The sequence below is a fragment of the Acinetobacter sp. CIP 102129 genome, assembly GCF_000368305.1.
In the GTDB taxonomy this organism is placed as follows: domain Bacteria; phylum Pseudomonadota; class Gammaproteobacteria; order Pseudomonadales; family Moraxellaceae; genus Acinetobacter; species Acinetobacter parvus.
On record NZ_KB849340.1, the window covers coordinates 391,874 to 417,798 of the forward strand.

General features: G+C 41.5%; 30 protein-coding genes and 3 tRNA genes. 25 read left to right on the forward strand and 8 right to left on the reverse strand.

Features of this window, described 5'->3' with window-relative positions; all coding sequences use genetic code 11:
- The first annotated feature begins 7 nt into the window (after positions 1-7).
- From rpsN to F973_RS06110, 16 genes are all read left to right on the forward strand, one after another.
- Positions 8-313 carry a 30S ribosomal protein S14 gene (rpsN, locus tag F973_RS06040; protein WP_004660360.1) on the forward strand — a complete coding sequence of 102 codons (306 nt, stop codon included), beginning with the start codon at positions 8-10 and terminating at the stop codon, positions 311-313.
- Positions 314-324: 11 nt separating this feature from the next.
- Positions 325-720 (forward strand): 30S ribosomal protein S8, encoded by a 396-nt coding sequence (gene rpsH / locus F973_RS06045; RefSeq protein WP_004678580.1) that lies wholly within the window; start codon positions 325-327, stop codon positions 718-720.
- Positions 721-733: 13 nt separating this feature from the next.
- On the forward strand, positions 734-1,267 hold the full coding sequence (rplF, locus tag F973_RS06050; protein WP_004678579.1) for a 50S ribosomal protein L6: 534 nt from the start codon (positions 734-736) through the stop codon (positions 1,265-1,267).
- Positions 1,268-1,281: 14 nt separating this feature from the next.
- Positions 1,282-1,632, forward strand: coding sequence for a 50S ribosomal protein L18 (gene rplR / locus F973_RS06055; protein ID WP_004683268.1), 351 nt, complete (start codon positions 1,282-1,284; stop codon positions 1,630-1,632).
- Between the two features lie 2 nt (positions 1,633-1,634).
- A complete protein-coding gene (rpsE, locus tag F973_RS06060; protein ID WP_004760653.1) occupies positions 1,635-2,132 on the forward strand; it encodes a 30S ribosomal protein S5 in 498 nt (165 codons plus the stop codon).
- Positions 2,133-2,138: 6 nt separating this feature from the next.
- Positions 2,139-2,315, forward strand: a complete 177-nt coding sequence (rpmD, locus tag F973_RS06065; protein ID WP_000849088.1) for a 50S ribosomal protein L30 — start codon at positions 2,139-2,141, stop codon at positions 2,313-2,315.
- Positions 2,316-2,318: 3 nt separating this feature from the next.
- Positions 2,319-2,759, forward strand: coding sequence for a 50S ribosomal protein L15 (gene rplO, locus F973_RS06070; RefSeq protein ID WP_004760654.1), 441 nt, complete (start codon positions 2,319-2,321; stop codon positions 2,757-2,759).
- A 45-nt stretch (positions 2,760-2,804) separates the two neighbouring features.
- Positions 2,805-4,124: a preprotein translocase subunit SecY gene (gene secY / locus F973_RS06075; protein ID WP_171062321.1), complete on the forward strand. Its 1,320-nt coding sequence runs from the start codon at positions 2,805-2,807 to the stop codon at positions 4,122-4,124.
- Positions 4,125-4,144: 20 nt separating this feature from the next.
- Positions 4,145-4,261: a 50S ribosomal protein L36 gene (gene rpmJ / locus F973_RS14555; RefSeq protein ID WP_000867907.1), complete on the forward strand. Its 117-nt coding sequence runs from the start codon at positions 4,145-4,147 to the stop codon at positions 4,259-4,261.
- A gap of 107 nt (positions 4,262-4,368) precedes the next feature.
- A complete protein-coding gene (gene rpsM / locus F973_RS06080) occupies positions 4,369-4,725 on the forward strand; it encodes a 30S ribosomal protein S13 (protein ID WP_004760656.1) in 357 nt (118 codons plus the stop codon).
- A gap of 19 nt (positions 4,726-4,744) precedes the next feature.
- Positions 4,745-5,131 carry a 30S ribosomal protein S11 gene (gene rpsK, locus F973_RS06085; RefSeq protein WP_001040166.1) on the forward strand — a complete coding sequence of 129 codons (387 nt, stop codon included), beginning with the start codon at positions 4,745-4,747 and terminating at the stop codon, positions 5,129-5,131.
- Between the two features lie 12 nt (positions 5,132-5,143).
- Complete coding sequence (gene rpsD, locus F973_RS06090; RefSeq protein WP_004678568.1) at positions 5,144-5,770, forward strand: 30S ribosomal protein S4; 627 nt, start codon at positions 5,144-5,146, stop codon at positions 5,768-5,770.
- A gap of 18 nt (positions 5,771-5,788) precedes the next feature.
- Positions 5,789-6,796: a DNA-directed RNA polymerase subunit alpha gene (locus tag F973_RS06095; RefSeq protein ID WP_004683263.1), complete on the forward strand. Its 1,008-nt coding sequence runs from the start codon at positions 5,789-5,791 to the stop codon at positions 6,794-6,796.
- An 18-nt stretch (positions 6,797-6,814) separates the two neighbouring features.
- Positions 6,815-7,180, forward strand: a complete 366-nt coding sequence (gene rplQ, locus F973_RS06100; RefSeq protein ID WP_004641032.1) for a 50S ribosomal protein L17 — start codon at positions 6,815-6,817, stop codon at positions 7,178-7,180.
- 454 nt (positions 7,181-7,634) lie between these two features.
- Positions 7,635-9,125: a flavin-containing monooxygenase gene (locus F973_RS06105; RefSeq protein ID WP_004760657.1), complete on the forward strand. Its 1,491-nt coding sequence runs from the start codon at positions 7,635-7,637 to the stop codon at positions 9,123-9,125.
- A gap of 137 nt (positions 9,126-9,262) precedes the next feature.
- Positions 9,263-9,763 carry a DUF2059 domain-containing protein gene (locus tag F973_RS06110; RefSeq protein WP_004760658.1) on the forward strand — a complete coding sequence of 167 codons (501 nt, stop codon included), beginning with the start codon at positions 9,263-9,265 and terminating at the stop codon, positions 9,761-9,763.
- A 52-nt stretch (positions 9,764-9,815) separates the two neighbouring features.
- On the opposite strand, the gene F973_RS06115 is transcribed toward F973_RS06110, so the two are convergent.
- Positions 9,816-10,988 (reverse strand): acyl-CoA dehydrogenase family protein, encoded by a 1,173-nt coding sequence (locus F973_RS06115; RefSeq protein WP_004683259.1) that lies wholly within the window; start codon positions 10,986-10,988, stop codon positions 9,816-9,818.
- Positions 10,989-11,174: 186 nt separating this feature from the next.
- On the opposite strand from F973_RS06115, the gene F973_RS06120 reads away from it, so the two are divergent.
- From F973_RS06120 to F973_RS06145, 6 genes are all read left to right on the forward strand, one after another.
- Positions 11,175-11,432 carry an FAD assembly factor SdhE gene (locus F973_RS06120; protein WP_010589142.1) on the forward strand — a complete coding sequence of 86 codons (258 nt, stop codon included), beginning with the start codon at positions 11,175-11,177 and terminating at the stop codon, positions 11,430-11,432.
- A complete protein-coding gene (locus tag F973_RS06125; RefSeq protein WP_004760660.1) occupies positions 11,419-11,814 on the forward strand; it encodes a protein YgfX in 396 nt (131 codons plus the stop codon). Before F973_RS06120 ends, F973_RS06125 begins: the two co-directional genes overlap by 14 nt.
- Positions 11,815-12,021: 207 nt before the next feature.
- A complete protein-coding gene (locus F973_RS06130; RefSeq protein WP_004678560.1) occupies positions 12,022-12,246 on the forward strand; it encodes a hypothetical protein in 225 nt (74 codons plus the stop codon).
- Positions 12,247-12,590: 344 nt separating this feature from the next.
- Positions 12,591-13,667: a hypothetical protein gene (locus F973_RS06135; RefSeq protein WP_004760662.1), complete on the forward strand. Its 1,077-nt coding sequence runs from the start codon at positions 12,591-12,593 to the stop codon at positions 13,665-13,667.
- Between the two features lie 75 nt (positions 13,668-13,742).
- Complete coding sequence (gene rrtA / locus F973_RS06140; RefSeq protein WP_004760663.1) at positions 13,743-14,324, forward strand: rhombosortase; 582 nt, start codon at positions 13,743-13,745, stop codon at positions 14,322-14,324.
- Between the two features lie 180 nt (positions 14,325-14,504).
- Positions 14,505-16,715, forward strand: a complete 2,211-nt coding sequence (locus tag F973_RS06145) for a TRAP transporter large permease subunit (protein ID WP_004760664.1) — start codon at positions 14,505-14,507, stop codon at positions 16,713-16,715.
- A gap of 104 nt (positions 16,716-16,819) precedes the next feature.
- Here F973_RS06145 and F973_RS06150 read toward each other — a convergent pair whose 3' ends face one another.
- From F973_RS06150 to rnr, 6 genes are all read right to left on the reverse strand, one after another.
- The gene (locus F973_RS06150) at positions 16,820-17,704 is read right to left on the reverse strand and encodes a DMT family transporter (RefSeq protein WP_004760666.1); all 885 of its coding nucleotides are present in this window, start codon (positions 17,702-17,704) and stop codon (positions 16,820-16,822) included.
- A gap of 191 nt (positions 17,705-17,895) precedes the next feature.
- Entirely contained in the window at positions 17,896-18,339 is a 444-nt protein-coding gene (locus F973_RS06155; protein WP_004760667.1) for a hypothetical protein, read from the reverse strand.
- Positions 18,340-18,349: 10 nt separating this feature from the next.
- A complete protein-coding gene (locus tag F973_RS06160) occupies positions 18,350-18,556 on the reverse strand; it encodes a YheV family putative metal-binding protein (protein ID WP_004660391.1) in 207 nt (68 codons plus the stop codon).
- A 38-nt stretch (positions 18,557-18,594) separates the two neighbouring features.
- The gene (locus tag F973_RS06165) at positions 18,595-20,634 is read right to left on the reverse strand and encodes a M3 family metallopeptidase (protein ID WP_004760669.1); all 2,040 of its coding nucleotides are present in this window, start codon (positions 20,632-20,634) and stop codon (positions 18,595-18,597) included.
- 61 nt (positions 20,635-20,695) lie between these two features.
- The gene (locus F973_RS14560; RefSeq protein WP_004760671.1) at positions 20,696-21,376 is read right to left on the reverse strand and encodes an HNH endonuclease; all 681 of its coding nucleotides are present in this window, start codon (positions 21,374-21,376) and stop codon (positions 20,696-20,698) included.
- Positions 21,377-21,433: 57 nt separating this feature from the next.
- The gene (rnr, locus tag F973_RS06175) at positions 21,434-23,854 is read right to left on the reverse strand and encodes a ribonuclease R (protein WP_004760672.1); all 2,421 of its coding nucleotides are present in this window, start codon (positions 23,852-23,854) and stop codon (positions 21,434-21,436) included.
- Positions 23,855-24,113: 259 nt separating this feature from the next.
- On the opposite strand from rnr, the gene F973_RS06180 reads away from it, so the two are divergent.
- The 3 genes from F973_RS06180 (at position 24,114) to F973_RS06190 (ending at position 24,413) form a co-directional block, all read left to right on the forward strand.
- Positions 24,114-24,203, forward strand: a tRNA-Ser gene (locus F973_RS06180).
- 11 nt (positions 24,204-24,214) lie between these two features.
- Positions 24,215-24,291 (forward strand) — tRNA-Arg (locus F973_RS06185).
- 45 nt (positions 24,292-24,336) lie between these two features.
- Positions 24,337-24,413 (forward strand) — tRNA-Arg (locus tag F973_RS06190).
- 42 nt (positions 24,414-24,455) lie between these two features.
- On the opposite strand, the gene F973_RS06195 is transcribed toward F973_RS06190, so the two are convergent.
- Complete coding sequence (locus F973_RS06195) at positions 24,456-25,754, reverse strand: SRPBCC family protein (protein ID WP_004760674.1); 1,299 nt, start codon at positions 25,752-25,754, stop codon at positions 24,456-24,458.
- Between the last annotated feature and the right edge of the window lie 171 nt (positions 25,755-25,925).

Sequence of the window (25,925 nt, forward strand, 5' to 3'; positions counted from 1 at the left end):
GGTCGATATGGCTAAGAAAGGTATGATTAATCGCGAATTGAAACGCGAAAAGACAGTTGCTAAATACGCTGCAAAACGTGCTGAATTAAAAGCAACGATTGCAAACGTAAACGCAAGTGACGAAGAACGTTTCGAAGCGATGATGAAGTTACAGGCATTACCACGTAATGCATCTCCAGTACGTCTTCGTAACCGCTGTGGTTTAACTGGTCGTCCTCATGGTTACTTCCGTAAGTTCGGTTTAAGCCGTAACAAATTACGCGATACAGTAATGCAGGGTGATGTACCAGGCGTTGTTAAAGCAAGCTGGTAAGGAGCGACTAAATGAGTATGCAAGATACCGTTGCCGACATGCTAACCCGTGTTCGTAACGCACAAATGGCAAAGAAACAAACTGTTTCTATGCCTTCTTCTAAGTTGAAAGTTGCTATTGCAAACGTACTTCAACAAGAAGGTTATATTTCAAACGTAGAAGTGGCTCAAGAAGAGACAAAATCTACTTTGACTATTACGTTAAAATATTTCGAAGGCAAACCAGTTATCGAAGTGGTTAAGCGCGTAAGCCGTCCAGGTCTTCGCCAATACCGTGGTAAAGATAAACTTCCAAGCGTTAAGCAAGGTTTAGGTATTGCAATTGTTTCTACAAGCAAAGGCATCATGACTGATCGCGCTGCACGTGCTGCGGGCATTGGTGGTGAAGTTATTGCTTTTGTTTCTTAATAGGTGATTCCTCATGTCTCGTGTGGCTAAAGCCCCAGTAACTGTACCTAATAGTGTAACAGTTACTCAGAACGGCCGGCAGGTCGAAGTGAAAGGCAGCAAAGGTACATTGTCTTTCAACCTGCATGCGCTGGTCGAGCTTAAACAGGAAGAAGGTAAACTTCAACTTGCTCCAGTGAAAGAGTCGAAAGATGCCTGGATGCAGGCTGGTACTGCTCGCGCTGTATTGAATAACCTTGTAAAAGGTGTTAGCGAAGGCTTCGAACGTAAGTTACAGCTCGTTGGTGTTGGTTATAAAGCTGCGGTGAAAGGTGACGTTGTTAACCTGGCACTCGGTTACTCACACCCAATTGACTATGCTTTACCTGAAGGGGTAACAGCGGAAACTCCAACTGCGACTGAAATCATCCTGAAATCAGCAAACAAGCAGTTGTTAGGTCAAGTGGCAGCGGAAATCCGTGCGTACCGTTCTCCTGAACCATATAAAGGTAAAGGTGTTCGTTATTCGGATGAAGTTATTCTTCGTAAAGAAGCTAAGAAGAAATAAGGCGCGAGGTTCTTATGAACGAAAAGAAACAATCCCGTTTGCGTCGTGCGAAAAGCACACGCTTGCACATTCGTGCATTGGGTGCGACTCGTTTGTGTGTCAACCGCACGCCGCGTCACATCTATGCACAAGTTATCTCAGCAGATGGTGGCAAAGTTTTAGCGCAAGCTTCAACTTTGGATGCATCATTGCGTAGCGGTGCGACTGGTAACATCGATGCAGCAACAAAAGTTGGTGCTTTAATCGCAGAACGTGCGAAAGCAGCAGGTGTAACGAAAGTTGCATTTGATCGTTCTGGTTTTAAATATCATGGTCGTATCAAAGCCTTGGCTGATGCTGCTCGTGAAAACGGCTTGGAGTTCTAATCATGGCTAAAGTTGAACAAAACGAAGGTCTTGTTGAAAAGCTGGTTGCCGTTGATCGTGTAGCCAAAGTTGTTAAGGGTGGTCGTATCTTCTCTTTCACAGCATTAACTGTTGTGGGTGATGGTAATGGTCGCGTCGGTTTTGGTCGTGGTAAAGCGCGTGAAGTTCCAGCTGCTATTGCTAAAGCACTTGAAGCTGCGCGTCGTAACATGATTACTGTTGATCTTGTTAACGGTACTGTACAACACCCTATTAATGCTCGTCACGGTGCAAGCCGCGTTTACATGCAGCCTGCTTCTGAAGGTACTGGTGTAATTGCTGGCGGTGCTATGCGTGCAGTTCTAGAAGCTGTTGGCGTACATAACGTATTGACAAAATGCTATGGTTCTACAAACGCTGCCAACGTAGTAAACGCAACTTTCAAAGGTTTGCGTGATATGACTTCTCCTGAGAAAGTCGCTGCGAAACGTGGTAAGTCAGTAGAAGAAATTCAAGGGTAATCAATCATGAAAACGATTAAAGTTACCCAGACTAAATCTTCTTCGCATCGTTTAAAAAATCATAAACTTTGCCTACAAGGTCTAGGTCTGCGTCGTATTGGTCATACTGTGGAAGTGCAAGATACGCCTTCTAACCGTGGTATGATCAACAAAGTCTACTATATGGTTAGTGTAGAGGAATAAGCCATGACTCTGCGTTTAAATGAACTTGCACCTGCAGAAGGTGCTAAGCGTGAACACCGTCGTCTGGGCCGTGGTATCGGTTCTGGCGTTGGTAAGACTGGTGGTCGTGGTATCAAGGGTCAAAACTCACGTAAAAGTGGTGGTACTCGTCCAGGTTTTGAAGGCGGTCAAACAGCGTTATATCGTCGTTTACCAAAATTCGGTTTCACTAGCCAAATCGCTTTGAAAACTGCTGAAGTACGCTTGTCTGAGTTGAATAAGGTTGAAGGTGATGTTGTTAGCCTTGAAACTTTAAAAGCTGCGAATGTTGTTCGTCGTGACCAAATTCGTGCTCGCATCGTGCTTTCTGGTGAAATCACTCGCGCATTCACTGTACAAGGTGTTGTGTTGACTAAAGGCGCTAAAGCTGCTGTTGAAGCTGCTGGCGGTAAAGTCGAGGAGTAATCTCGAGTGTCTATGACTCCTAGTTCTACTGGTCATGTAAACATGATGAAAGGCCAACCATTTCATGTGAAATACCGTGAAATTATTCGTCGATTAATGTTTTTGATTGGCGCGTTATTGGTCTTTCGACTAGGAGCGCATATTCCGTTGCCAGGTATTGATAACGTAGCGCTAGCACAGTTTTTTAAAGCTAATGAAGGTACTTTCTTAGGTTTATTTAACATGTTCTCTGGCGGTGCGTTGGAACGCATGTCAATTCTGGCGTTGGGAATCATGCCTTATATCTCTGCATCGATTATCGTGCAGTTGATGTCAACGGTGGTTCCTTCGCTGGAAGCTTTGAAAAAAGAAGGCGAACAGGGCAAGCGTAAGATCAATCAATATACGCGTTACGGCACCCTGCTGCTTGCACTTGTGCAAGGGGTGGGTATGTGTGCAGGTCTGATTAGTCAGGGAATTACCCTGACCTCAGGCCTAGCATTCTATGTTCCAGCAGTCACTTCGCTGGTTGCGGGAACAATGTTTTTGATGTGGCTGGGAGAACAAATTACCGAACGTGGTATTGGTAATGGCATCTCCATGATCATTTTTGCGGGTATTGTGGCAGGTTTGCCAAATCTCGTGATTCAGTCGTTTTCGTCTGTTCAGAATGGTCAGGGTAGTTTAATTGGTTTAGCTGTATTCGGTTTATTATCGTTGGCAGTCCTCGCTGCGATTGTGTTTATTGAAAAGGCACAGCGTCGTATTCCAGTAAACTATGCTCAAAAACAACAGGGTCGTCGTGTATTTACTGCACAGCAAACACATTTACCATTAAAAATTAACATGGCAGGTGTAATTCCAGCAATTTTTGCAAGCTCATTGTTACTATTTCCAGCGAGCTTGGGACAGTGGTTGGGAAGTGCTGATCCAAATGCAGGGATTGTAAAACGTAGTCTGCAAGATCTGGCATTGGTGTTATCGCCTGGACAGCCGTTGTATTTAATGCTCTTTGGCGCGTTAATTATTTTCTTCTGTTATTTCTATACTGCGCTGGTGTTCAGCCCGAAAGAAGTTTCAGAAAACTTAAAGCGTAGCGGAGCATATGTGCCTGGTATCCGCCCAGGTGAGCAAACGGCTCGTTATTTAGATCATATTCTTAACCGTTTGACATTTATTGGTGCAATTTACATTACAGTCGTATGCTTGATGCCGATGGTGCTGCAAAGTTCATTTGGTATTCCATTCCATTTAGGTGGAACATCGTTGCTGATTGTGGTGGTCGTGGTAATGGACTTTATGGCGCAACTTCAGGCGCACCTTACTTCGCATCAATATGATGACCAAACGTTAATGAGAAAAACGACTGCTCATCCTAAGGGATAAGCGCACTTAGAGGTTTCATCATGAAAGTACAAGCTTCTGTAAAGAAAATTTGTGGTAGCTGCAAAGTTATCCGTCGTAATGGGGTTATTCGCGTGATTTGTAGCGCAGAACCTCGTCATAAGCAGCGTCAAGGTTAATTTAATTAAGACCTGTTGATTTCAGTAGGCTAATTAGGTTATTATCCGCCCCTCAAGATTTTTGTGGGGCGGTTGATTATCTTGACTGCCTTTTTGGAGAAAATTGAATGGCTCGTATTGCCGGTGTAAACATTCCGGATAACAAGCATGCTGTTATCTCTCTCACGTATATTTTTGGTATCGGTCGCCACACTGCTAAAAACATTTTAGCTGCTGCAGGCATTTCTACTACTACTAAAATTCGTGAATTAGATGATGCTCAGCTTGATGCGATTCGTGCAGAAGTTGCCAAGGTTTCGACCGAAGGTGATTTACGTCGCGAAATTTCCATGAACATCAAACGTTTAATGGATTTAGGCTGCTACCGCGGTCTTCGTCATCGTCGCAGCTTGCCTGTTCGCGGACAACGCACCAAAACTAACGCACGTACCCGTAAAGGTCCGCGCAAACCGATTAAAAAGTAAGATTTCTGGAAGCTAAAAGATGGCTAAAGATACTCGCACACGCAAGAAGGTCACTCGTACCGTCTCTGAAGGTGTTGCACACATTCACGCGTCTTTTAATAACACCATTGTAACGATTACCGATCGTCAAGGTAATGCATTGGCTTGGGCCACCTCAGGTGGACAAGGCTTCCGTGGTTCACGTAAATCAACTCCGTTCGCTGCCCAGGTAGCTGCTGAAGTTGCTGGTAAAGCAGCTTTGGATTACGGTTTGAAAAATCTGGATGTCCTTGTGAAAGGTCCTGGTCCAGGTCGTGAGTCTGCGGTTCGTGCATTAGGCGCAGTGGGTTATAAGATTAACAGCATTACCGATGTGACACCAATTCCTCACAACGGTTGCCGTCCACCTAAAAAACGTCGCGTGTAAGGAGAAACATTCATGGCTCGTTATATTGGTCCAAAATGCAAACTCTCTCGTCGCGAAGGGACAGACCTGCAACTTAAATCAGGCGTTAAACCGTTTGATGTAAAAACTAAAAAAGCGAACAAAGCACCTGGTCAACATGGTGCGGCTCGTGGTGGTAAACAATCTGAGTATTCACTACAATTACGTGAAAAACAAAAAGTACGTCGTATGTACGGTGTGTTAGAGCGTCAATTTAGTAACTACTATAAAGAAGCAGCTCGTGTTAAAGGTGCAACAGGTGAAAACTTGTTGAAATTGCTTGAAAGCCGTCTGGACAACGTTGTTTATCGCATGGGTTTTGGTTCTACACGTGCAGAAGCTCGTCAGTTAGTTAGTCACCGTTCTATTACTTTAAATGGCCGTCGTGTAAACATTGCGTCTATTCAAGTAAAAGCGGGTGATGTAATTGCTGTTCATGAGGGTGCTAAACAACAATTGCGTATCAAAAATGCAATTGAATTAGCTGCTCAACGTGGTCTCCCTGCTTGGATGGAAGTTGATCATTCTAAGTTAGAAGGTACGTTCAAAGCTGCACCTGATCGTTCTGATCTACCTGCTGAAATCAACGAAAGCTTGATTGTAGAATTGTATTCTAAATAATCCTTGAGGTAGCAATAAATGACGCGTACTGCAAACGAGTTTCTAACTCCGCAAGCGATCAAGGTCGAAGCGGTGAGCGGGACCTCGGCAAAAGTGATTCTGGAACCTTTGGAGCGTGGCTTTGGTCATACTCTAGGTAATGCTTTACGTCGCATTCTATTGTCTTCTTTGCCTGGCGCTGCTGTGGTTGAAGTAGAAATAGAAGGCGTCGAGCACGAGTACAGTACTTTAGAAGGCTTGCAGCAGGACATCGTCGAGCTCTTGCTGAACCTAAAAGGATTGTCTATTAAGCTGTTCGATCAAAACGAAGCATATTTAACATTGGAAAAGCAGGGTGCAGGTGACATAACAGCAGCTGACCTCCGTTTGCCTCACAATGTTGAAGTGGTTAACCCTGATCATTTAATCGGTACTTTGAGTTCTTCTGGTTCATTGAAAATGCGCCTTAAAGTGGCTCAAGGTCGTGGTTATGAGACATCTGACTCTCGTTTCCCAGAAGGTGAAACACGTCCTGTAGGTCGTTTACAGTTAGATGCTTCTTATAGCCCAATCAAGCGTGTTTCTTATACAGTAGAAAATGCGCGTGTAGAACAACGTACCGATCTTGATAAGTTAGTGATCGATCTTGAGACTAACGGAACGGTTGATCCTGAGGAAGCGATCCGCAAAGCGGCAACAATCTTGCAACAACAAATTGCAATTTTTGTTGATCTTCAGAAAGATCAAACCCCTGTTGCTCAAGAGCCTCGCGAAGAAGTTGACCCAATTTTGCTTCGTCCAGTAGATGATCTCGAGCTTACTGTTCGTTCTGCTAACTGTTTGAAGGCAGAAAATATTTACTACATTGGTGATCTTGTTCAACGTACTGAAGTTGAGTTGTTAAAAACTCCTAACTTAGGTAAAAAATCGTTAACAGAGATCAAAGATGTTTTGGCATCGAAAGGTTTACAACTCGGCATGCGTTTAGAGAACTGGCCACCAGCTAGTCTCCGTATGGATGACCGATTTGCCTATCGTAGCCGTTAATTAAGTAGGACTATCACCATGCGTCATCGTAATAGTGGTGTGAAATTAGGCCGTACAAGCAGCCACCGTAAGGCGTTGTTTCAAAACTTAACAAATGCTTTAGTAGAGCATGAGTTAATTAAGACAACTTTGCCTAAGGCGAAAGAACTTCGTCGTGTTGCTGAGCCTTTAATCACTTTAGCTAAAAACGATACTGTTGCAAACCGTCGTTTAGCGTTTGCTCGTACTCGTTCAGCAGCAACTGTTGGTAAATTATTTACCGTTCTTGGCCCTCGTTACAAAGAACGTAACGGCGGTTATCTTCGAGTTCTTAAAGCGGGCTTCCGTGCAGGTGATGCTGCACCGATGGCTTACGTTGAACTTGTAGACCGTGAAGTAAAATAATACTTCTACGTGTAGAACAGTCAGTTGTTCCAAAAAAGGTCGGTTTATTCCGACCTTTTTTATTATCTATCTTAAATGGGATTAAGCCATATTTTCTGGTTTATATAACGATTAGATCAGATTGAATGAACCATTTTTCTGTGATCGGACCGTATATTAAGTTAATTTTAGCTAAAAATGTTTCATTAGGCAGAGCTATGGTCATCTGTCCTCAATATTATTTTATGATTAAAAGAATGGGATGATAATGAAGCCTAGAAAGCAGATTCATTTTTAACCCTATAAACATTACCAAAAGCTAAATCCAAGCAAAAATCTCAGGATTTTTTTACCACTTTTTTTCTCAAAATGTCCCGAACTGATATAAAAAAACCGATGAATGATCAAACTTGACATTGTGTATTGTCAAATTTATGCTTTAATAAAGACATGATTTACACAGGGTATAAAAAAAATGGAAAAGCAAGTTGATATATTAATTATTGGTGCAGGTATCTCTGGGATTGGATTAGCTGTGCATCTCTCTAAGAACTGTCCACAGCGTAAATTCGAAATCTTAGAACGTCGTGATAGTTTTGGCGGAACATGGGATCTCTTTCGGTACCCTGGTATTCGTTCTGATTCGGATATGTCAACTTTTGGTTTTAACTTCAAGCCATGGGCAAAAGATAAAGTATTAGCTAGCGGCGCTGAGATCAAAGGTTATTTAAGTGATGTCATTAGTGAAAATCAGTTAAAAGATAAAATTCACTTTGGCCATCGTGTTCTTTCAGCAAACTATGATTCTACAAAGAAAAAATGGTTAGTTGAGATCGAAGATAATAACAAGAAAAAACAAATTTGGTCAGCCAACTTTGTCATGGGTTGTACAGGTTACTATAACTATGATCAAGGTTATGCACCTAAATTCCCTAAACAAGAAGATTTCAAAGGTCAGTTTATTCATCCGCAACACTGGCCAGAAAATTTAGATTACACGGGTAAGAAAGTTGTGATCATCGGCAGTGGTGCAACTGCAATTACCCTTGTACCTTCAATGGTCAAGGGTGGGGCGGGACACGTGACGATGTTACAACGTTCACCAACCTATATTGCAACAGTTCCTTCAATTGACTTTATTTATGAAAAAACACGTAAATTTATGTCTGAAGAAATGGCTTATAAATTTACGCGTGCACGTAATATTGGTATGCAGCGTGGTATTTACGCATTGGCACAGAAATATCCGAAAACTGTGCGTCGTTTATTGTTGAAAGGTATTGAATTGCAGCTCAAGGGTAAAGTGGATATGAAACACTTTACACCAAGCTATAATCCGTGGGATCAACGTTTATGTGTTGTACCTGATGGTGATTTATTCAAATCTTTACGTGAAGGCAAAGCAAGTGTTGAAACAGATCAAATTGAAAAATTCACTGCAAATGGTATCCAATTAAAATCTGGAAAACATTTAGAAGCGGATATTGTGATCTCGGCAACTGGTTTAGAAATTCAGATTCTAGGTGGGGTGCAAGGTTCAGTTGATGGTAAGCCAATGAATACATCTCAACATATGCTGTATCAAGGCATGATGGTGAGTGATGTCCCTAACATGGCGATGATCATTGGTTATATCAATGCTTCATGGACATTAAAGGTTGATATTGCAGCTGATTATATCTGCCGCTTAATCAATCATATGGATAAAAATGGTTTTGATGAAGTGATTGCACACGCTGATCCTTTACAGCGTGAAAATGATACGATCATGGGTAAAATGTCTTCTGGTTATATCGCACGTGCAGCTGATGTAATGCCTAAACAAGGTAAACAAGCACCGTGGAAGATCACCAATAATTACCTAGTTGATCGCAAAGAACTGAAAGATGCTAAGTTTGATGATGGAGTTTTAGAGTTCCATAAGCGTGGTGAACAGGCAGATCGTAAGCCGAAGCTAGTGTCATAATCTGACATAGGTGAAATTGAGAACCTCATGTAAATACATGGGGTTTTTTATTGATATGACTTTGGATATTCTTTCAATCAGAAAAATATCGCGTATATTTGATGACATTAAAAAAACTGAGAATCAGGGAAAGAGTAATGAAGCAATGGGTGGTTTTAGGGGCATTATTGTTCAGTCCCGCTGTTTTGGCAGATGATATAAAACAAAAGGAAGTGATTGCACAGAAACTTGTTGAGGTAGATGGAACGGAGCAGGGGTTGGAAGCGACAGACAAGTTGATCCTGAATCAAATTAAAATGCGCTTACCTAAAGATATTCCAGCAGAGTTTTATGCAGACTTGACCAAGAATCTCAATTCTGAACAAAGAAAGCAGTTTATTGTGCAACGTTATGTAGAGACGTTTAGCCAGAAAGAGTTACAGGCTGCACTCTCATTCTATCAATCTACAGAAGGGAAAGCCTGGGCCAAGAAAGCCAGTGAAATTGGCAGTGAAGTGGCGCATTACACCACTCAAAATGCGCGTATCGCACTCAACACCACCATGCAGCAGCATGTGGAAAACCCAACAGTTAAACAGTTGATGACCCGCATGAATCCAGCACCTGTTCAGCAACCTGAAAAAACTGAACAGAAATAAATAAAAAAAGGGAATAGTGAATCAACACTATTCCCCTTTTGAATGTTTAAGCTTATAAGGTACGGGAAATCAACTCTTTCATGATTTCGTTGGTACCTGCATAAATACGGTTGGCACGGTTATCGATGTAGGCACGTGCGATTGGATATTCCAACATATAACCATAGCCACCATGTAACTGTAAGCAATCATCCACAACTTTTGAGAACATATCTGAAATTTTGTATTTGGCTGCCGCTGCGGCATCTACACCTAAGCTTTCTTCGAGTTGTAATTCCATACAACGATCTAAATAAGTACGACAGAAATCAATTTCAGTACGTAATTCAGCTAATTTAAACCGCGTATTTTGGAATGTACTAATTGCTTTGCCAAATGCTTTACGATCTTTGGTGTATTGAACAGTATGCGCAAATGCTGCTTCTGCACCTGCCTGGCAAATAATCGCAACCAACATGCGTTCCCATGCCAGTTCTTTCATCAACATGATGAAGCCCATACCTTGCATACCAAGTAGGTTTTCCTTAGGTACGCGTACATTGTCAAAGAACAATTCGCAAGTATCTTGCCCTTTCATTCCGATTTTATTCAAAGGTTTACCTTTACTAAAACCAGCGCGATCAGCTTCAACGATGATTAATGATAAATTTGCTGAGCCTTTTTCATTGTTGCCTGTCTTGCACACCACAATCGCCATATCGCAGAGATAGCCATTGGTGATGAAGATTTTAGAACCATTAATCACATATTCATCACCATCCAGTGCCGCAGTGGTGCGTACAGCCTGTAAATCTGAGCCTGTACCTGGTTCAGTCATTGCAATAGCGGTGACCGTTTCACCTGTCGCCATTTTAGGCAGCCATTTTTGTTTTTGCTCCTCATTGCCAAAGTTGTTGATATAGTTGGCAACGATGTCTGAATGTAAGGAAAATCCTGTGCTTGAGTCCATAGCATAGGCCTGCTCTTCAATCAGGATCATGCTGTATAGACGATCCACACCTGAACCACCATATTGTTCTGGCATGGTGGTGCAGAGTAGGCCCAGTTCACCCGCCTTGTTCCATAAATCACGGTCAACATGCTGTTGTTTCTCATATTTCTCAATATTAGGAACAACTTCTTTCTCATAAAATTTACGGACTGTTTCGCGGAATGCTTCATGCTCAGAAGTAAATAGCTTACGCGGTAACATATTTGGAATTGGACGAATTGCACCTGATTGCATTTGTTATTTTTTCCTTGAGTATTGGATTTAAACATTCATTGCCACGATACAAGAAATTGAAAATAGTGGACAATGTGATCAATGCTCAATTTGATTGATGTATTTGGTCACTTGAGAAAAATCCCAGCGAAATTCTTGAGGGGATCGGGTAAACTAGGCCCAAATAGTTGCATAGGGGAATAAATGATGTCCGATGAAATGACACTTGAAGAACGTAAGGTGATTTATCGTTCACGGCGTGGTTTAAAAGAAATTGATGTGTATTTTGATCCCTACGTCAAAAACTATTATCTCAGTGCAGATCCTACAGAAAAGGCTTTGTTTGCGGAACTGGTTGATCAGGAAGACCCTGACCTGCTGGACTGGTTCATGGAAGTGGGTGAAGCACCAAGAACTGAAATCAAGGAATTGATTGTAAAGTTAAAACAGTATGTCCATGGCTAATCGTGTTTTTGAGTTGCAATCCAGTCGATTTATGATTGTTTTGCAACTTTTAATTTTTATCTTCCTGGCAGTTTTACTTTATCACGTACTGCCTTTGGGGATTTGGTTGCTGTGTCTGGGAATCATGGCCATTGTCTGGTTCAGGTTTCTTCAGCAACCTCAGGTCAGGCGTTTTGAACATCTGCATGGTCAGGATTGGTCATTTGAGTTTGTCAATTCGGATTTGCCTGTACAGCGTTGGCAAATTGTGAAAATGATCGACCATCATTGCTATATTGTCCTGTATTTTTCTTCGTCCCAGAACAAAAAATGCATCATTTGGTGGGATCAATTGCCCGTTACACAGTGGAAAAACCTTAAACTACTGATAAAAATGCTCTAATTGTTCGACAATTATACGACTGTATAAAATTAGTAAAAATAAATATATCAATTATTTAATATACTTTTGAATAAAATTTACTGAAATTGTTAGATTAAATACGCTAAAGATTCATGAAAATTATGATTGTCAGACAATTTAGCCCTGAACTTGTATTCCTTTTCGTTAAAGTACAAACACCAACGTAAAGTATGGTGGAGGTCCAAAATGATGGAAATTCCAACATGGTCGTTTCTCGTGATTGCAGTGGTTTTCGCAATCATTATAGGAAGAGCAGGAACTTTACTCAGGGAACTTCTTGAATCACATCAACGTAAAATTGTAGTGACCAAGAGAAAGAGATTGAAAGTGTCATCAATATACACACTCCCAGTGAATAATGATGATGAACGCCAATCTAGTGTCCACCAAAAGTGGATACGCAAAGTGTAGGAGGTCTCTATGGAGATTTCAATGTGGATGTTTCTGGTAATTGCAGTCGTTATGTCGATTGTTGTAGGAAGAGCTGGAACATTACTCAAGGATTATGTTCAATAAAACTAGAATATAAAGAGTTTTAGGTTTTTACCAGTTAATAAGTAGCATGTGCTGAACCGTCGCAATGCTACTTTTTTTTGCCTAAAATTTTTGTATTACCAATCATCTGTCAATTTTTTTATTTGTGAAATGTGTCAAAATGTCCACGTTAAAATTAGAGCAACTACTCTTTAATTCGGGTATTGCATCTGATAAGGTACACCTAAAAGGAAAAAACAAATTAATTAGAGGACAGGAAGATGTCTAAACTCCATAAAATTGGACAGGGCGTGGCGGTTGCGTTACTTACAACTTCAATATTATCAGGGTGTTCACAAATCATTAAAACAGGGGCTAACGTTGCATTAAGTTTTAGTGAAAATCATATTGTTCCACCAATTTTGGCGATGGATGATGCTGAAATGGTGTGTAATTCTGGAAATGCCTTGACACCAGCGATCATGTCAACCAAAGACATGGGGGCTGATCCAACCCGTATGGCGGTATTGTTATATTCTGCGGCAGGAATGTGTGCCGAGAATGCGGCACTGGAAGCAGAATTACGTTATTTGCGTGCATCTAAGGCGGGGCAGGTTGCTGAGGCTCAGGATGCGCGTATTGAGCAAAAGCGTTGGGCGGGTATTGCCGCTGAACGCCAGTATGCGGGTTACCAGCTGTTTGCAAACCGCTGGGAAGCAAAATACAAGTATAAGTTAGGTGACTCTTGTCCAACCATGCGCAATGACCTTGACCAGACTGTTTACCTATTGGGTATGGTCAGTGGTGTGCAGGCCATGACCAATGACATTAACTCTGGTGGTGCAATCAACGTACCTAAAGATATTGCAGGTATTGCGGAACGTGGTATGGCGTGTCTGGACAATGAAAAATTCTGGGGTGCGCCAATGGCAACCCGTGCCGTGATCTGGACATTGTTGCCAGGCGCGGGTGACGGCAAGCCTGAACCTTATGCAACCATGAAAGAATCCATGCAGATTGGTGAGAAGAAAGGTGTACGTCTGGCTCATGCCCTGTATGCGGTTGCGGCACAGGCAAGTGGTGATGACGCCAAACTCCGTGATGCGTTCCGTTCTTATGCGGCGGCATCCACTGAAGATAAACCTGCAAATCCCCAGTTCCGTCTGATTGATAAAATGGCGGGTTTGATGGTACGTGGTATTGCAGACCGTTACTGGACTGAAAATACAGGTGTAAGGGCAGGTGACGATGGTTTAACCACGTTCTGGGATGACAAACAGGAAGACTCATCTTTAGATGACTTATTTGATGGCGGTAGCGGAGCGGAAGCTCCAGCAGAAAACCAGCCTGCTGAGTAACCTGAATTAAAAGACCTTTTATATGGGAAACATCTAAGCTTATAAAAGGTCAGTTTTTTCATGAGGTAGATATAAATGAAAGATCAAAGATGGATAGGGAAAGTCATTTTGATCGCTGTATGTATTTCAGTGTCAGCGTGTCTGCAAGTCTTTGCTGATCATTTCATTTATTGGAAACCAGGTTTGCTGGCAGAGTTCTGGCGTCTATGGACGGCGCACTGGGTGCATGTTGGATGGATGCACTTCTTTCTGAATATGTTGGCGTTTTCTTTCCTTCCCTTTATCTTTCCCCATGCCCGCAACTGGCATTTAGGTGCATTGCTGTTGGTGTTACCTCCATTTATTAGTCTAATCTTTTATTTTTACCTGCCTTATATAGAGGCCTATGCTGGTCTTTCTGGCGTGTTGCATGGTTTATACACCGCAGTCAGTCTGGTGTATTTGCAGTATCCACATGAACGTAAGTTTGCAATATTGGTGCTGGTGCTGATTGCGGCCAAAATTATTTGGGAAAACACTTTTGGCCAGACAGGAACAGCCCAACTGATCGGCAGTCCTGTACTGACCGAAGCGCATTTAATTGGTGCCATTGGTGGTCTGTTATGTGGTTTAGGTTATTTATTGGTAAAAAGGAAATATAGAGAACACACAAATTGATAAAAACAACCAACAAAAAAGTGATTGTAGTCATTCTTTTTTGAAAAAGTTTGCTGCAAATTTAGGCGGTTTAAAAAGGGATTGGTTAAGACGAGGGTAAATTCATTTATCTATCAACCATGGACATCGCATGATTCAACATCTTTGGATGGATGTTGAGAACAATAAAGTGGAATAGACATGCAACATGATCAAGAAAAAAAATCTGGATTAGGTCTGCTCAGCCATATATGGACAGAGTGGATTTCGACCTTTGTCATACTTTTCTTGCTGCTAATGACATTGGTTATTGGAACGGGTGAGATGATTCATGGTCAGCTTTTACGTATGGGAGAGCGCCTTTATGGTGATCCTGACACAGGAATGCAATATTCATTTCTACGTGCTGAACCAGAGAAACCAACCTGTGACAGAAATCCAAATATAGATGCACAAGTTCAAGAGCAAATGAAAATCAATGCTGCTGATGAGTTTGCGAGTATGTTTGGTGTAGCTTCTGAGTCAGATGTTCGAGCTTCGCTGATAGCGGCTCAGCAACAATGTGATGAGAAATACCAATTCTATGATAAGGCAATGAAGCATATCGAAGCCAATCCTAGTGTTCGTACTTATCGTAAAATTGAAACTAGTTTCTTTGGTATCTTTAAATTAGGTACAGAGAACCGCGCGTTATTCCTCGTTATTATGGTTGTATTTGCTGCAATCAGTGCAACATTGAAAGCGCATCACATTGGTTTACGTAGTCCTGCTACTAAAACTGATTTCCGTGTTTATGGTATTGCGATGTTGTTGGGTAATGCATTACTCACATCATCTGTGATTAGCCAATATAAATCGGTCATGAATTCAGGTGTTCCGATCACACCAGAAATGAACGTGATTTATTGCTTGTGGATGATATTGTTTGGTGTGCTGACACTCATCAGTTTATTCCAAATGATCAAACCACCAGTTGTAACTCGTGAAGGTGGTAATGTCGGTTTAGCCCTCCTCAGTATTCCTTTATATGCCTATATGGCGATTATCACTGGGGTTGCATTTACTTTCTTCATGGACTATCCAATGGGGCAAGGTATTTATCTGGGGCAGTTGGTTGAATTGTCGAATATTTTCTTGAATCTAGCCTTGTTTATTTGGGCGGGTATGTTGCTCAAGCAAACACGTATTGTTGATTTATTCCTCAATATCTTACGTCCTTGGAATCTGGCTCCAGAGACTTTAACTTGGTTGATCCTTATTGCAGCGGCATTACCAACAGCCTATACAGGTGCATCAGGTATTTTCGTTATCGCTGCGGGTGCGATTATTTATAAAGAAGTGTGGAATGCGGGTGGACGCCGTCAGTTTGCATTAGCTGCAACAGCATTGTCTGGCTCACTTGGTGTAGTTTTACGTCCATGCTTATTGATCGTAGTAGTCGCTTCACTAAACAAAGAAGTAACGACTGATTTGCTTTATAAATACGGGATGTACACATTCCTGTTAACCTCAACGTTATTCTTGGTGATTGCATTATTCTTTGCAGAACAAAAATTCCGTATTGCACCATTTAAAGTTGCATTGCCTAATTCATTACGTGCATTCGTACCTGTATCACCATATATCGTGATCTTTGTTTTGATTTGGTTATTCTACAAACATGCATTAGCAACTGATCTCAATGAATTTACTGCACCTGTAATGATGCCTGTGATTCTATTGATGATGGTATTGTTTGATAAGTTACGTAAAGAACCTGCACCGTTGGCACCTGTTGGTCATTGGGACAGTACTTTAAATAGCTACACATTGCCTGCGGACGGTAGTCAACCTGCACCAAAAATTAATCCAGAAGATGACCCACGCAAACCAGAGCGTAACATCTCATTTGCTAAAGCATTACATGCTTCTTCAAGTGAAACAGTAGGCCATATTGGTGCACTTGTGATTCTGATGGCGCTTTCAGTGAGTGTCGGTGGTTTCCTTGAGCAAATTCATATCATGGAAGCATTCCCACAAGATATTAATAATATTGTTGTCGTGATTACGTTGATTGTATTATTGATGATCTTCGTAGGTATGATCATGGATCCATTTGGTGCGGTGATTCTGATCACGGCTACAGTCGCACCTGTTGCATATCAATATGGTATTGATCCTGTTCATTTCTGGATGATTGCGCTTATTGGTTTTGAGTTGGGTTATGTCACACCTCCAGTTGCATTAAACCATCTCTTAGCTCGACAATCGATTGGTGATGCAGAAGTGGCTGAAGCAGATGCAGAAGTTCGTCACTTGTCTTTCTACTATCGATATGAACGTTGGATATTGCCTTTATTGGTCATGGTACCTGCAATCTTAATTATTGCTTACGTTCCGTATTTCTTTAAATTGTTTGGTTGGTATAACTAAACTAACAATAAAAAAAGCACCTTCGGGTGCTTTTTTTATTTCTAAGCTTTAAAATGCTTTAGACATTATCAATGTTGATCAGTTATTTTTAAAGATCAAATATTTTAGCGTTGAATCATTTTCCTTTGACGTTGAGTCAATGGACTACATAATAAAATTGCCAGCAAAATAATACAAAATCCAATCACACTGTATAAATCGGGTACTTCATTCCAAAGTAAGAAGCCCCATACACCTGCAAAAATAATTGCCATATAATTCACAGGTGCAATTTGTCCTGCTGGCGCAAGTCGATAAGCATGAGACATAAAAATTTGGCTGACATTAGCAAGTATCCCTGCGCCAATTAAAAACAATAATTCTTGTAAATGATAAGGTCGCCATACCCAAAACATTGGAATCACAGAAAGTGCTGATCCTATCAAGCAGAAATAAAATACGATGCGTTCAGGTGGTTCACTTTGAGTTAATGCCCGAACAGTTACAAAAGCCATTGATGCAAGTAAGCTTGATGCAATACCAATCACCGAAATCCAGTTCAATAAACCCTGATCAGGCTTTGCCACACAAAACACCCCTATAAAGCCCAAGGCTGCGGCACAGAGCATTGCTGTGGTAATCCGTTCCTTTAAAAATAGCCATGCAATAACTGGAATAAAAATTGGGGAAGAGTAGGTAAATACCATTGCATTGGATAGTTTTAGGTGGGCAATCGCATAGAAAAATCCATACATTGCAGCAAGCCCAACCACGCTACGCCAAGTATGCATCCATAGTTTTTCTGTTTTTACAAAGCCAATGCCTTGCTTAAAAATAAAAGGCAGAAATAGGATGAGTCCAACCACATTACGGAAAAACACAATTGTATAGTTATCAACCGTATGTGATGCATATCGGATACAAATGCCCATCACTGAAAAGAGCAGTGCAGAAATGGTGAGACAACCAATCGCCAGAAACAGGTTGCGATCAGCTTGGTGAGAGTTCATATCGAATGCTGGCTGGGAGAAACTGAACCTATTGTATGCTTCTCTGCAAGAGAAAGAAATGAGCTGTGGATTTCATTAAAGGCGGTCTAACATTGCTGGGAATCCTGATGGCCCACACCTTTCAAAAACCGATTCAATAATAAAAAGCCTTAACTGAGGTTAAAGCTTTTTGACCTTTTATTTCATGGGATTTATTTCTGCGCCGCGATTTGCGCTTCCAGTAGTTTGACCTGTTCCTCTTTAAGCTTAAGCAGTGCATCGACATCATCATGCTGCTGCTTGAGTTCCTGCTGCTGATCCTTAAGCTGCTGATGAATATCATCCAGTTTGGCAATTTCCTCTTTCGCTAAACTGTCATTTTCTGGAAGCGGCTCTTTAATAATTGATTCCTCAACCAACTGGATTGTTTCGGTAACTTCGCTGCTGGCTGCTGTTGATTCAGATGTAACAGCGGCTTGCTGTTTTACCGTCGCAACTGGTTTTGCTGTACCAGGTTGAGTTGGTGTGCTGGTTGACTGCTGTTCCTTTTGTGCCAAAAACCATTGCACAGCAAGAAATAGCACCACCACAACACTAATTCCACCAATTATCATCCATAATAATCTGGAATTTTGAGTTTGGTATGTGGACATCATTTTTAACCTTCTAGTCAAAATGACGAGGTTTGAATTGTATCACTCCAATTTCATCTGGCTCAGCGGGTTGTTGCTCTTCCACGTGGGTCGGGCGTTTTTCACTATAAGCACATTCGATACATTCAATCCACTCGTCATCCACAGTGATGATCTTAACTACACGATCTAACGCGCCACATTTAGGGCATTTTGCACCCGCGATGAACTGTCTTTTCATGTCAGTTAATACCATCCTGTGAACAATAATGACGTAGTTTAAGCGGTTTTATCGGTGTTCGTCCAACCTTGATGGCGCAATAATGCATCTATTTTTGGTTCTCTTTTTCTGAAATTGCGAAATGCATCAAGTGCAGTATCTTTTCCGCCAACTGCTAGAATAAACTTTCTAAACTCTTTTCCAGTTTCGGTATTAAAAATACCTTCGCTTTCAAAGCGGTCAAAGGCATCACTGGCTAAGACCTCAGCCCATTTATAGGAATAATAGCCCGCAGCATAGCCACCCGCGAAAATATGGCTAAAACTATGCTGGAAACGGTTATAGGGAACCGTTGGCACCACTGCAAATTTGGCTCGAATATCGTTCAGCGTTTCCTGAATCTGCTGGCTGTTTAAAGCAGGTGTTTGGCGGTGAATTGTTAAATCAAACAGGGCAAATTCAATCTGACGTAGCGTTTGCATACCAGACTGGAAGAAACGTGCATTGAGCAGGGCAGATAGCAATTCTTGTGGCAATGTTTGCTTGGTTTCGGTATGTTCACTGAGCACATCAAGGCTTTCATTGTCCCATGCCCAAAATTCCATAAACTGACTTGGTAACTCCACTGCATCCCACGCCACACCATGCGTCCCTGCCACTGAGATGTTATCCACTTCGGTCAGCATGTGATGTAAACCATGACCAAACTCATGGAACAAGGTAATGACTTCATCATGGGTCAGCAAGGCAGGTTGATTACCAATTGGTGGGGTAAAGTTACACACCATATAGCAAACTGGTTTTTGTAGACCACTAGCAGTTTGTACACGGGAACGGAAACCACTCATCCATGCACCACCGCGTTTGCCGTTACGGGCATATAAGTCAAAATAGAAACCGCCGACCACTTGACCTTGATCTTCAATTTCGAAATAACGTACATCATCCTGCCAAACAGGCGCCTGGCGTTCAATGATCTGGATACCGTAAAGGCGCTGTACGATCTGGAATAAACCTTGAACCACTTTAGGTGCAGGGAAATACGGTTTAAGCGCTTCCTGAGAAAGATTGAACTGTTGTTGTTTCAACTTCTCAGAATAATAGGTTGCATCCCAAGGTTTGAGTTCTTCAATTCCATCTTGTTGTGCAATACTTTTTAGTTCAGCAATTTCAGCAAGTGCAGGCGTACGCGCATGCTCTGCCAAATCTACTAAGAATTGATGAACAGTTTCAACATCAGGTGCCATTTTGCTGGCAAGGGAATATTCAGCAAAGTTGTTAAAGCCAAGTAGTTGTGCCATTTCCTGACGTAAGCTCAGGATTTCTTCCATCACAGGCGTGTTATCAAACTCGGTTTTATCCGATTGATCTGATGCACGGGTGACATATGCTTTGTACAGCTCTTCTCGCAACTCACGATCATCAGCATAAGTCATGATCGCAAAATATGCAGGAAAGTCCAATGTCGCAACCGCTTGCTCAAGCTCACGTTGTTGTCCGTATTGTTTTAACAGTTCAACACTGCTTTGAGGTAAACCTTTAAGTTGTGCTTCAGTTAAAGGCTTGAAATAGGCTTGGGTTGCATCGAGCACATGGTTAGAGAAGTCTGAAGACAGCTGTGATAAACGTGCCGAGATTTCTGCATAACGCTTTTTAGCTTCGCCTTGGAGTGCAACACCAGACAGTTTGAAATCACGTAGCGCGAGTTTAATGGCGCTTTGCTGTGCTTCACTGAGGGTTTGAAAAACAGGGGTATCATGAATCTGTTGATAGGTTTGATACAGCGCCGTGTGTTGTCCAAGCTGCGTATAGTATTCACTTAAACTTGGTAACAGGGCTTGGTACACTTCACGGGTTTCGGCATTGTTCATCACGGCATTGAGGTGCGACAAAATGCCCCATGACTCACTCATGTTATTTTCAAGCTGATCAACTTCGGTCAAGGTTGCCAATTGTGCCTCGCTGTTTTGTGGCACTTCCTTGAGTTGATTTAAGAAGTTTTGACCGTTTTGAATGGTTTGTTCAATTTGTTGTTTTAGGTCAGCAAGTTGAATTTGATCAAATTGAGGAACGGGAAGTGTCGCTTGTTGGAGTGTCATTGTATTTTTGCCATATCATCTTTAAACATAGGTATAGATGTAGGGCTTAGTGGGTGAGAAATCAAGGTTGATGAGATTGTTTTATGATTTCTTTTAGTTTTTCGGTAGAAAGGGCTGGTGTTGTACGATGTATCATTGCATGACAATTTGCACAAAGCGGAATTAAATCTTTAATTGGATCAACTTGATAATTTTTTCTAATTTTTGCAAGCGGGATAATGTGATGAACATGAATGTAGTTTTGACCAATTTCACCATAGGTTCTATAGAAATCAAAACCACAGCATAAACATGACGTTCCATAATATTCTAAACATTGTTTTCGAGCAATTGGGTTGCGTTCAAAAGCATTAACTACAATCGTTTTAAGATTACCCTCTATCAATTTTGTAGTGTTCACAGAGGAAATATTTTCTTCTAATGAAAATGAATAAATATTTTTGTAAACAGTAACTTCTCTTTTTCCTACTTTTTCTCGTTCTTGTTTATACTTGTTTTGCCAATCTTTAGAAATAGAACTTTTTTTAGTTAATTCAGCGGAAAACCAATCCACTAAATTTCCAGAAACATATGTTAAATTTTGATTTTTATAGCCTGTTGCAATATTTTGTATGAGGTCAGGATATTTCTCAATAAGTCGAGCTGCAATTTGGTCTCGATGGATAGAATCTTGAGTTAATAAGGTATCATCAATGATTTGACCAATAAGAATGAAAACTTCGGCTTTTTTAAATGCAGACATATTTGACCTTTGAAAATAAAAAAGCCGCTCAAAAGATTAAGAACGGCTTTAAATGACTTAATCAGACTTTGCTTTCGCATTGGACTTTTTCTTTTTTACTTTCTTCTTGGCTTTTTCTTTGCTTTCAGGCTTGGTTGAAGCTTTTTTAGCAGGCTTTTTGGTATAAGAACTTGGTTTGCTCTTATCCTTTTTCTTGCGTACAGGCTTCTCACCATCTTCACTGACTTGAGAAGTTGCGGATGGTTTACTAAAAACCTCTTCAGTAGCCAGAGCTTTGGTAGATGTGGTGCGAGGTGCTTTCTGACGAATCACACGCCCCAAATGCGTCAACTGTTGAACCAATTTGAAGTCAATTTTACGTTCTTCCAGATTGACGCCTGCAACCTGAATCTTGACTTCATCGCCGAGACTAAAGGATTGACCGCGATTCTGACCAATCAGGCTTTGGCTGGCTTGATCATACAAGAAATAATCTTCACCGAGCTGGCTGACATGAATCATACCATCCACATATAAATCTTTGAGTGTAACGAATAGACCAAACTCAGTCACCGCACTAATAATACCAACAAACTCATCGCCTAAATGCTGTTGCATATAGTGGCATTTCAACCATGTAGTGACGCTACGTGAAGCTTCATCGGCACGACGTTCAGTTTGTGAAAAATGCTCGCCAGCTTCATCTAAAGCGGCACCAGACAATGGATAAACTTTCTTATCAAGATAAGCCTTAATCGCACGGTGCAACAATAAGTCTGGATAACGACGAATTGGTGAGGTGAAATGCGTATAAGCTTCATAAGCAAGACCATAATGTCCTGCATTATTCGCACCATAATAGGCTTGCATCATTGAGCGTAACAACACCGCATGAATACTTGGTGCATCTAAACGATCTTTGGTTGCTTCAATGACTCGTTGATAATCGGCTTGTGTTGGTTGCTCTGGGAATGGCAAACCGAGTAATTTGACGAAATCACGGACTTTTTGAATACGTGAGAATTCTGGCGCTTCATGTACACGATACAACATCGGAATATCATGTTCTAATGAGTATTCAGCTGCGGCAACGTTCGCCAATAACATGCATTCTTCAATCAGTTTATGCGCATCATTACGAGTACGTGGCAAGATTTCCTTGATTCCGCCTAACTCATCAAAGGTCATATAGGTTTCAATGGTTTCAAATTCCATCGCATGACGTTTGGCACGTAGTTCTTTTAGTGTCTGATAAAGCTGGAATAGGGTATTTAACGATTTATGAACGTTTTTATCTTGCGGAATGGCATCGGTTGCGCCATCAAAATAAGCAGCCACCTGATTATAGGTCAAACGTGCTTTGGAATGCATCACCGCAGGGTAGAACTCATAACCTGTGACTTTACCTGCACGTGACAGTTTTAAATCGCAGACCATACACAGACGGTCAACATGCGGATTGAGAGAACACAATCCATTTGACAATGCTTCTGGCAACATTGGCAAAACAAAGTGTGGGAAATAAACCGATGTACCACGTTCTTCAGCTTCTTCATTTAAAGGCGAGTCTAAACGGACATAATGGCTCACGTCTGCAATTGCCACTACAACACGGTAACCACCACCTGGACGTTTTTCTGCATAGACTGCATCATCAAAGTCACGTGCATCTTCACCATCAATGGTGACTAATGGCAAATCGCGTAAATCAACACGACCTTTGCGATCCTGTTCAGACGGTTCTTTAAAACTTTCAGCTTCTTTAATGACTGCTTCTGGAAATTCATAAGGCAAACCAAATTCTAAAATGGTTTGTGGAATAATAATTTCAGTGTCAGCTTTGTCCGCCATAGACTGTACAACATGACCTGTCGCTAATTCTTCACGAGTCGGGTAATCATCAATCGCAACACGTAGCATATCGCCAACTTTGGCATTGGCATGTTCAATCAATTCTTTTTCTAAGGTAATTGGTTGGTGCTGATTTGGATTGCTTGGCTGAATAAAGTATTCACCATCATGTTCAGCGACTTTACCAATAATTTGTTTGACACGACGTTGTACGACTTCGGTAATAAACCCCCAAGCTTTACCTTTACGGTCAACAGAAGTTTGGCGTACTTTAACGCGATCACCATTAAAGACCAAACGTAATTCACGTTCAGGTAACAGGACATCATCCTGACCTGCGATATTGGCCGTACCCAAGCCTTTACTGTTGATATAAACTGTTGCTTCATGGCTTGGCAAATCGGTTGCAGGCTGGTATTTAAAACCATCTTTCATTAACTGACCGTCACGAACCATGGCACTTAAGCGATGATTCAAGGCATCAATACTTTTTTGATCTGGGATATTAAAGTGGTCAACCAGCTCTGCATGAGACTGTGCAGTTTTTAATTGTTCTAATGTACTTAGAATAAGAGTTCGGCTAGGAATAGGATTATCGTAACGTTGCGCTTCTGCTTTTGCTTCGGGATCGGCCCAATTTTTAGTCATATCGTTTCATTTCACATCTGGCAGATCGGTTTAGCATAAGTCATTCAAACTCTAACTGCACGTCAAAGATTGGAAGATTCTGTTTATTGTGCCGATCTAAATAAAGGAGAGAACACTATATTAACAAGCGTAGCGCTAAAAATGACGAAAAAATATAAGAATTGGTTAAAAAACATTTGATTGATTTAAAAAAAGAGAAAAAAACAGGAACATCCCTTGTGTAATACGGTTTTAGTTTGTATTATTGCGCTCGTGTTACGGTGAGATGGGTGAGTGGCTGAAACCACATCCCTGCTAAGGATGCATACGGGTAACTGTATCGAGGGTTCGAATCCCTCTCTCACCGCCACTTTACTTAAAGCGCTCATAGCTCAGCTGGATAGAGCACTTGGCTACGAACTAAGGGGTCGGGAGTTCGAATCTCTCTGAGCGCACCAAGTAAAGATTAATGTAACACACGCCTGAATAGGCACATAAGTAATGCGCTCATAGCTCAGCTGGATAGAGCACTTGGCTACGAACTAAGGGGTCGGGAGTTCGAATCTCTCTGAGCGCACCAACTTAAATAAATTAACCGCTTAATTGCGGTTTTTTTTGTGCCTTATGCCTTTGCCTTAATTTTCTGTACAAACACTGCATTACCGCCAACTGCTGGCAATACGTCATGATATGGCAGGCTTCGCATTGCCCTGAGTAAAAAAGGTGCTTTTTCATCAATTTTCATGCTGGTGGTCATTTTCAATAAAGCACCCTGATTAAGCTCGGTAAATCCCATCTGACCTTTAATAAAACGCAGGTCACCGCCATTGGCATAAAAATTATTTTCGCTGGCATTGGGATAATTAAAATGCAGTTTAAAGGCAAATGGAATATTAATGACTCCCAAACCAACATTGACCTGAATATCCGCATCCTGTCCCTGATTCTGAATAGGGGTGGTCACCACCTTTTTGATTTGCCGAGGGAATAAATCCTTATAGGCCAATGGGGTGAGCCATTTCTGTAGTTGTTGTGGTGTTTGTTTATAAAAGTGATAGGTGGTGGAAAATCGCATGGCTTCACGTCCATGCGTGTACATGATGCTGGTCGGGGCATGCAGAAAGCTAACGGGTTGCTGTGATGTCTGGCTGAGCTGGGCGATTTTTGTGAGCTGGGTTGCATTGAGTTGAGGGCTTGGCATTTGCCTGCCATCAAGTGGGGCAGTGTTTTTTTCAATAAAACGGGTTCTTAAAGCCTCTAGAACAAAGGCGTTCCCAGTACTGGGAACGCCAAGCTTGACCTCAGGAATTGCGTTTAAAATTTTCTTTAAAATAAATCCTTTCGGTTGGTTGAGGTCCCCCCACTGGGTGAGTGTCACCAGGGTCCGATGCTCATCCAGTGCAAACCATTCCAGTTTTCCGACCCCATAGGGAATGGGAGCGTCAATGACCAGACTGGCGATGCTGTTCGGCTTGATCTGGTGTTGCAGCGTGACGTCCTCATTGAAATTGAGTACAGGAATTGGTGTTGGAATTGAGACCTTGTATTTCACCTGTACGATATTGCCCGACTGTTCAATGGTCTTGGCCGATTTTAGGGTTGGAAACAGTCCCACATAATGACTAAAGTCTGTCAGCGTTTTCGCCACCTGTTGTGTATTGGCAGGGACGATGATGGCAGCGGAAGTAAAGCTGACACTAGGTTGAGGATTGCTTTTCAGGGTGGGTACTGAGGTTTTTACCGCAGGCTGACCATAAATAAAAATAGTGTCCTGGGTATAACTGGCCAAGAGCTGTGGATTGTTCTGAAAAGGCTGCAAGGCACTTGGGATATTGTCTGTCCATGTAATAATTTGAGTAGAACCAATTTGACTTATCCCGAATAAAATACCTGTACATAGCAGGCGGGTAAAATAAGACATAACATTCCTTTGATTTTTTATACGTGACTGAGCTGGAAATTCAGCATTTCAATCTTGATCAATGCCAGTAAATTGGAAAATAGTTATAAATTTTTTTGTGTGTAAAGAATAGCCATATTGTGTAAAACAACGTCTTAGCCACTAAACTGGTGTAATATTTACGCCCATCCA

Coding starts and splice junctions, on each gene's coding strand:
- F973_RS06160 (WP_004660391.1), bottom strand. CDS start 18,556: ATGAAAAGACAGTTCATCGCGGGTGCAAAATGCCCTAAATGTGGCGCG.
- rplO (WP_004760654.1), top strand. CDS start 2,319: ATGACTCTGCGTTTAAATGAACTTGCACCTGCAGAAGGTGCTAAGCGT.
- secY (WP_171062321.1), top strand. CDS start 2,805: ATGAAAGGCCAACCATTTCATGTGAAATACCGTGAAATTATTCGTCGA.
- F973_RS06155 (WP_004760667.1), bottom strand. CDS start 18,339: ATGATGTCCACATACCAAACTCAAAATTCCAGATTATTATGGATGATA.
- F973_RS06135 (WP_004760662.1), top strand. CDS start 12,591: ATGTCTAAACTCCATAAAATTGGACAGGGCGTGGCGGTTGCGTTACTT.
- rpmJ (WP_000867907.1), top strand. CDS start 4,145: ATGAAAGTACAAGCTTCTGTAAAGAAAATTTGTGGTAGCTGCAAAGTT.
- F973_RS06125 (WP_004760660.1), top strand. CDS start 11,419: ATGTCCATGGCTAATCGTGTTTTTGAGTTGCAATCCAGTCGATTTATG.
- F973_RS06105 (WP_004760657.1), top strand. CDS start 7,635: ATGGAAAAGCAAGTTGATATATTAATTATTGGTGCAGGTATCTCTGGG.
- F973_RS06110 (WP_004760658.1), top strand. CDS start 9,263: ATGAAGCAATGGGTGGTTTTAGGGGCATTATTGTTCAGTCCCGCTGTT.
- rplR (WP_004683268.1), top strand. CDS start 1,282: ATGAACGAAAAGAAACAATCCCGTTTGCGTCGTGCGAAAAGCACACGC.
- rplQ (WP_004641032.1), top strand. CDS start 6,815: ATGCGTCATCGTAATAGTGGTGTGAAATTAGGCCGTACAAGCAGCCAC.
- rpsK (WP_001040166.1), top strand. CDS start 4,745: ATGGCTAAAGATACTCGCACACGCAAGAAGGTCACTCGTACCGTCTCT.
- F973_RS06095 (WP_004683263.1), top strand. CDS start 5,789: ATGACGCGTACTGCAAACGAGTTTCTAACTCCGCAAGCGATCAAGGTC.
- F973_RS14560 (WP_004760671.1), bottom strand. CDS start 21,376: ATGTCTGCATTTAAAAAAGCCGAAGTTTTCATTCTTATTGGTCAAATC.
- F973_RS06130 (WP_004678560.1), top strand. CDS start 12,022: ATGATGGAAATTCCAACATGGTCGTTTCTCGTGATTGCAGTGGTTTTC.
- F973_RS06115 (WP_004683259.1), bottom strand. CDS start 10,988: ATGCAATCAGGTGCAATTCGTCCAATTCCAAATATGTTACCGCGTAAG.
- F973_RS06120 (WP_010589142.1), top strand. CDS start 11,175: ATGTCCGATGAAATGACACTTGAAGAACGTAAGGTGATTTATCGTTCA.
- F973_RS06165 (WP_004760669.1), bottom strand. CDS start 20,634: ATGACACTCCAACAAGCGACACTTCCCGTTCCTCAATTTGATCAAATT.
- rrtA (WP_004760663.1), top strand. CDS start 13,743: ATGAAAGATCAAAGATGGATAGGGAAAGTCATTTTGATCGCTGTATGT.
- rpsE (WP_004760653.1), top strand. CDS start 1,635: ATGGCTAAAGTTGAACAAAACGAAGGTCTTGTTGAAAAGCTGGTTGCC.
- rpsH (WP_004678580.1), top strand. CDS start 325: ATGAGTATGCAAGATACCGTTGCCGACATGCTAACCCGTGTTCGTAAC.
- F973_RS06150 (WP_004760666.1), bottom strand. CDS start 17,704: ATGAACTCTCACCAAGCTGATCGCAACCTGTTTCTGGCGATTGGTTGT.
- rpsM (WP_004760656.1), top strand. CDS start 4,369: ATGGCTCGTATTGCCGGTGTAAACATTCCGGATAACAAGCATGCTGTT.
- F973_RS06145 (WP_004760664.1), top strand. CDS start 14,505: ATGCAACATGATCAAGAAAAAAAATCTGGATTAGGTCTGCTCAGCCAT.
- F973_RS06195 (WP_004760674.1), bottom strand. CDS start 25,754: ATGTCTTATTTTACCCGCCTGCTATGTACAGGTATTTTATTCGGGATA.
- rplF (WP_004678579.1), top strand. CDS start 734: ATGTCTCGTGTGGCTAAAGCCCCAGTAACTGTACCTAATAGTGTAACA.
- rpsD (WP_004678568.1), top strand. CDS start 5,144: ATGGCTCGTTATATTGGTCCAAAATGCAAACTCTCTCGTCGCGAAGGG.
- rpsN (WP_004660360.1), top strand. CDS start 8: ATGGCTAAGAAAGGTATGATTAATCGCGAATTGAAACGCGAAAAGACA.
- rpmD (WP_000849088.1), top strand. CDS start 2,139: ATGAAAACGATTAAAGTTACCCAGACTAAATCTTCTTCGCATCGTTTA.
- rnr (WP_004760672.1), bottom strand. CDS start 23,854: ATGACTAAAAATTGGGCCGATCCCGAAGCAAAAGCAGAAGCGCAACGT.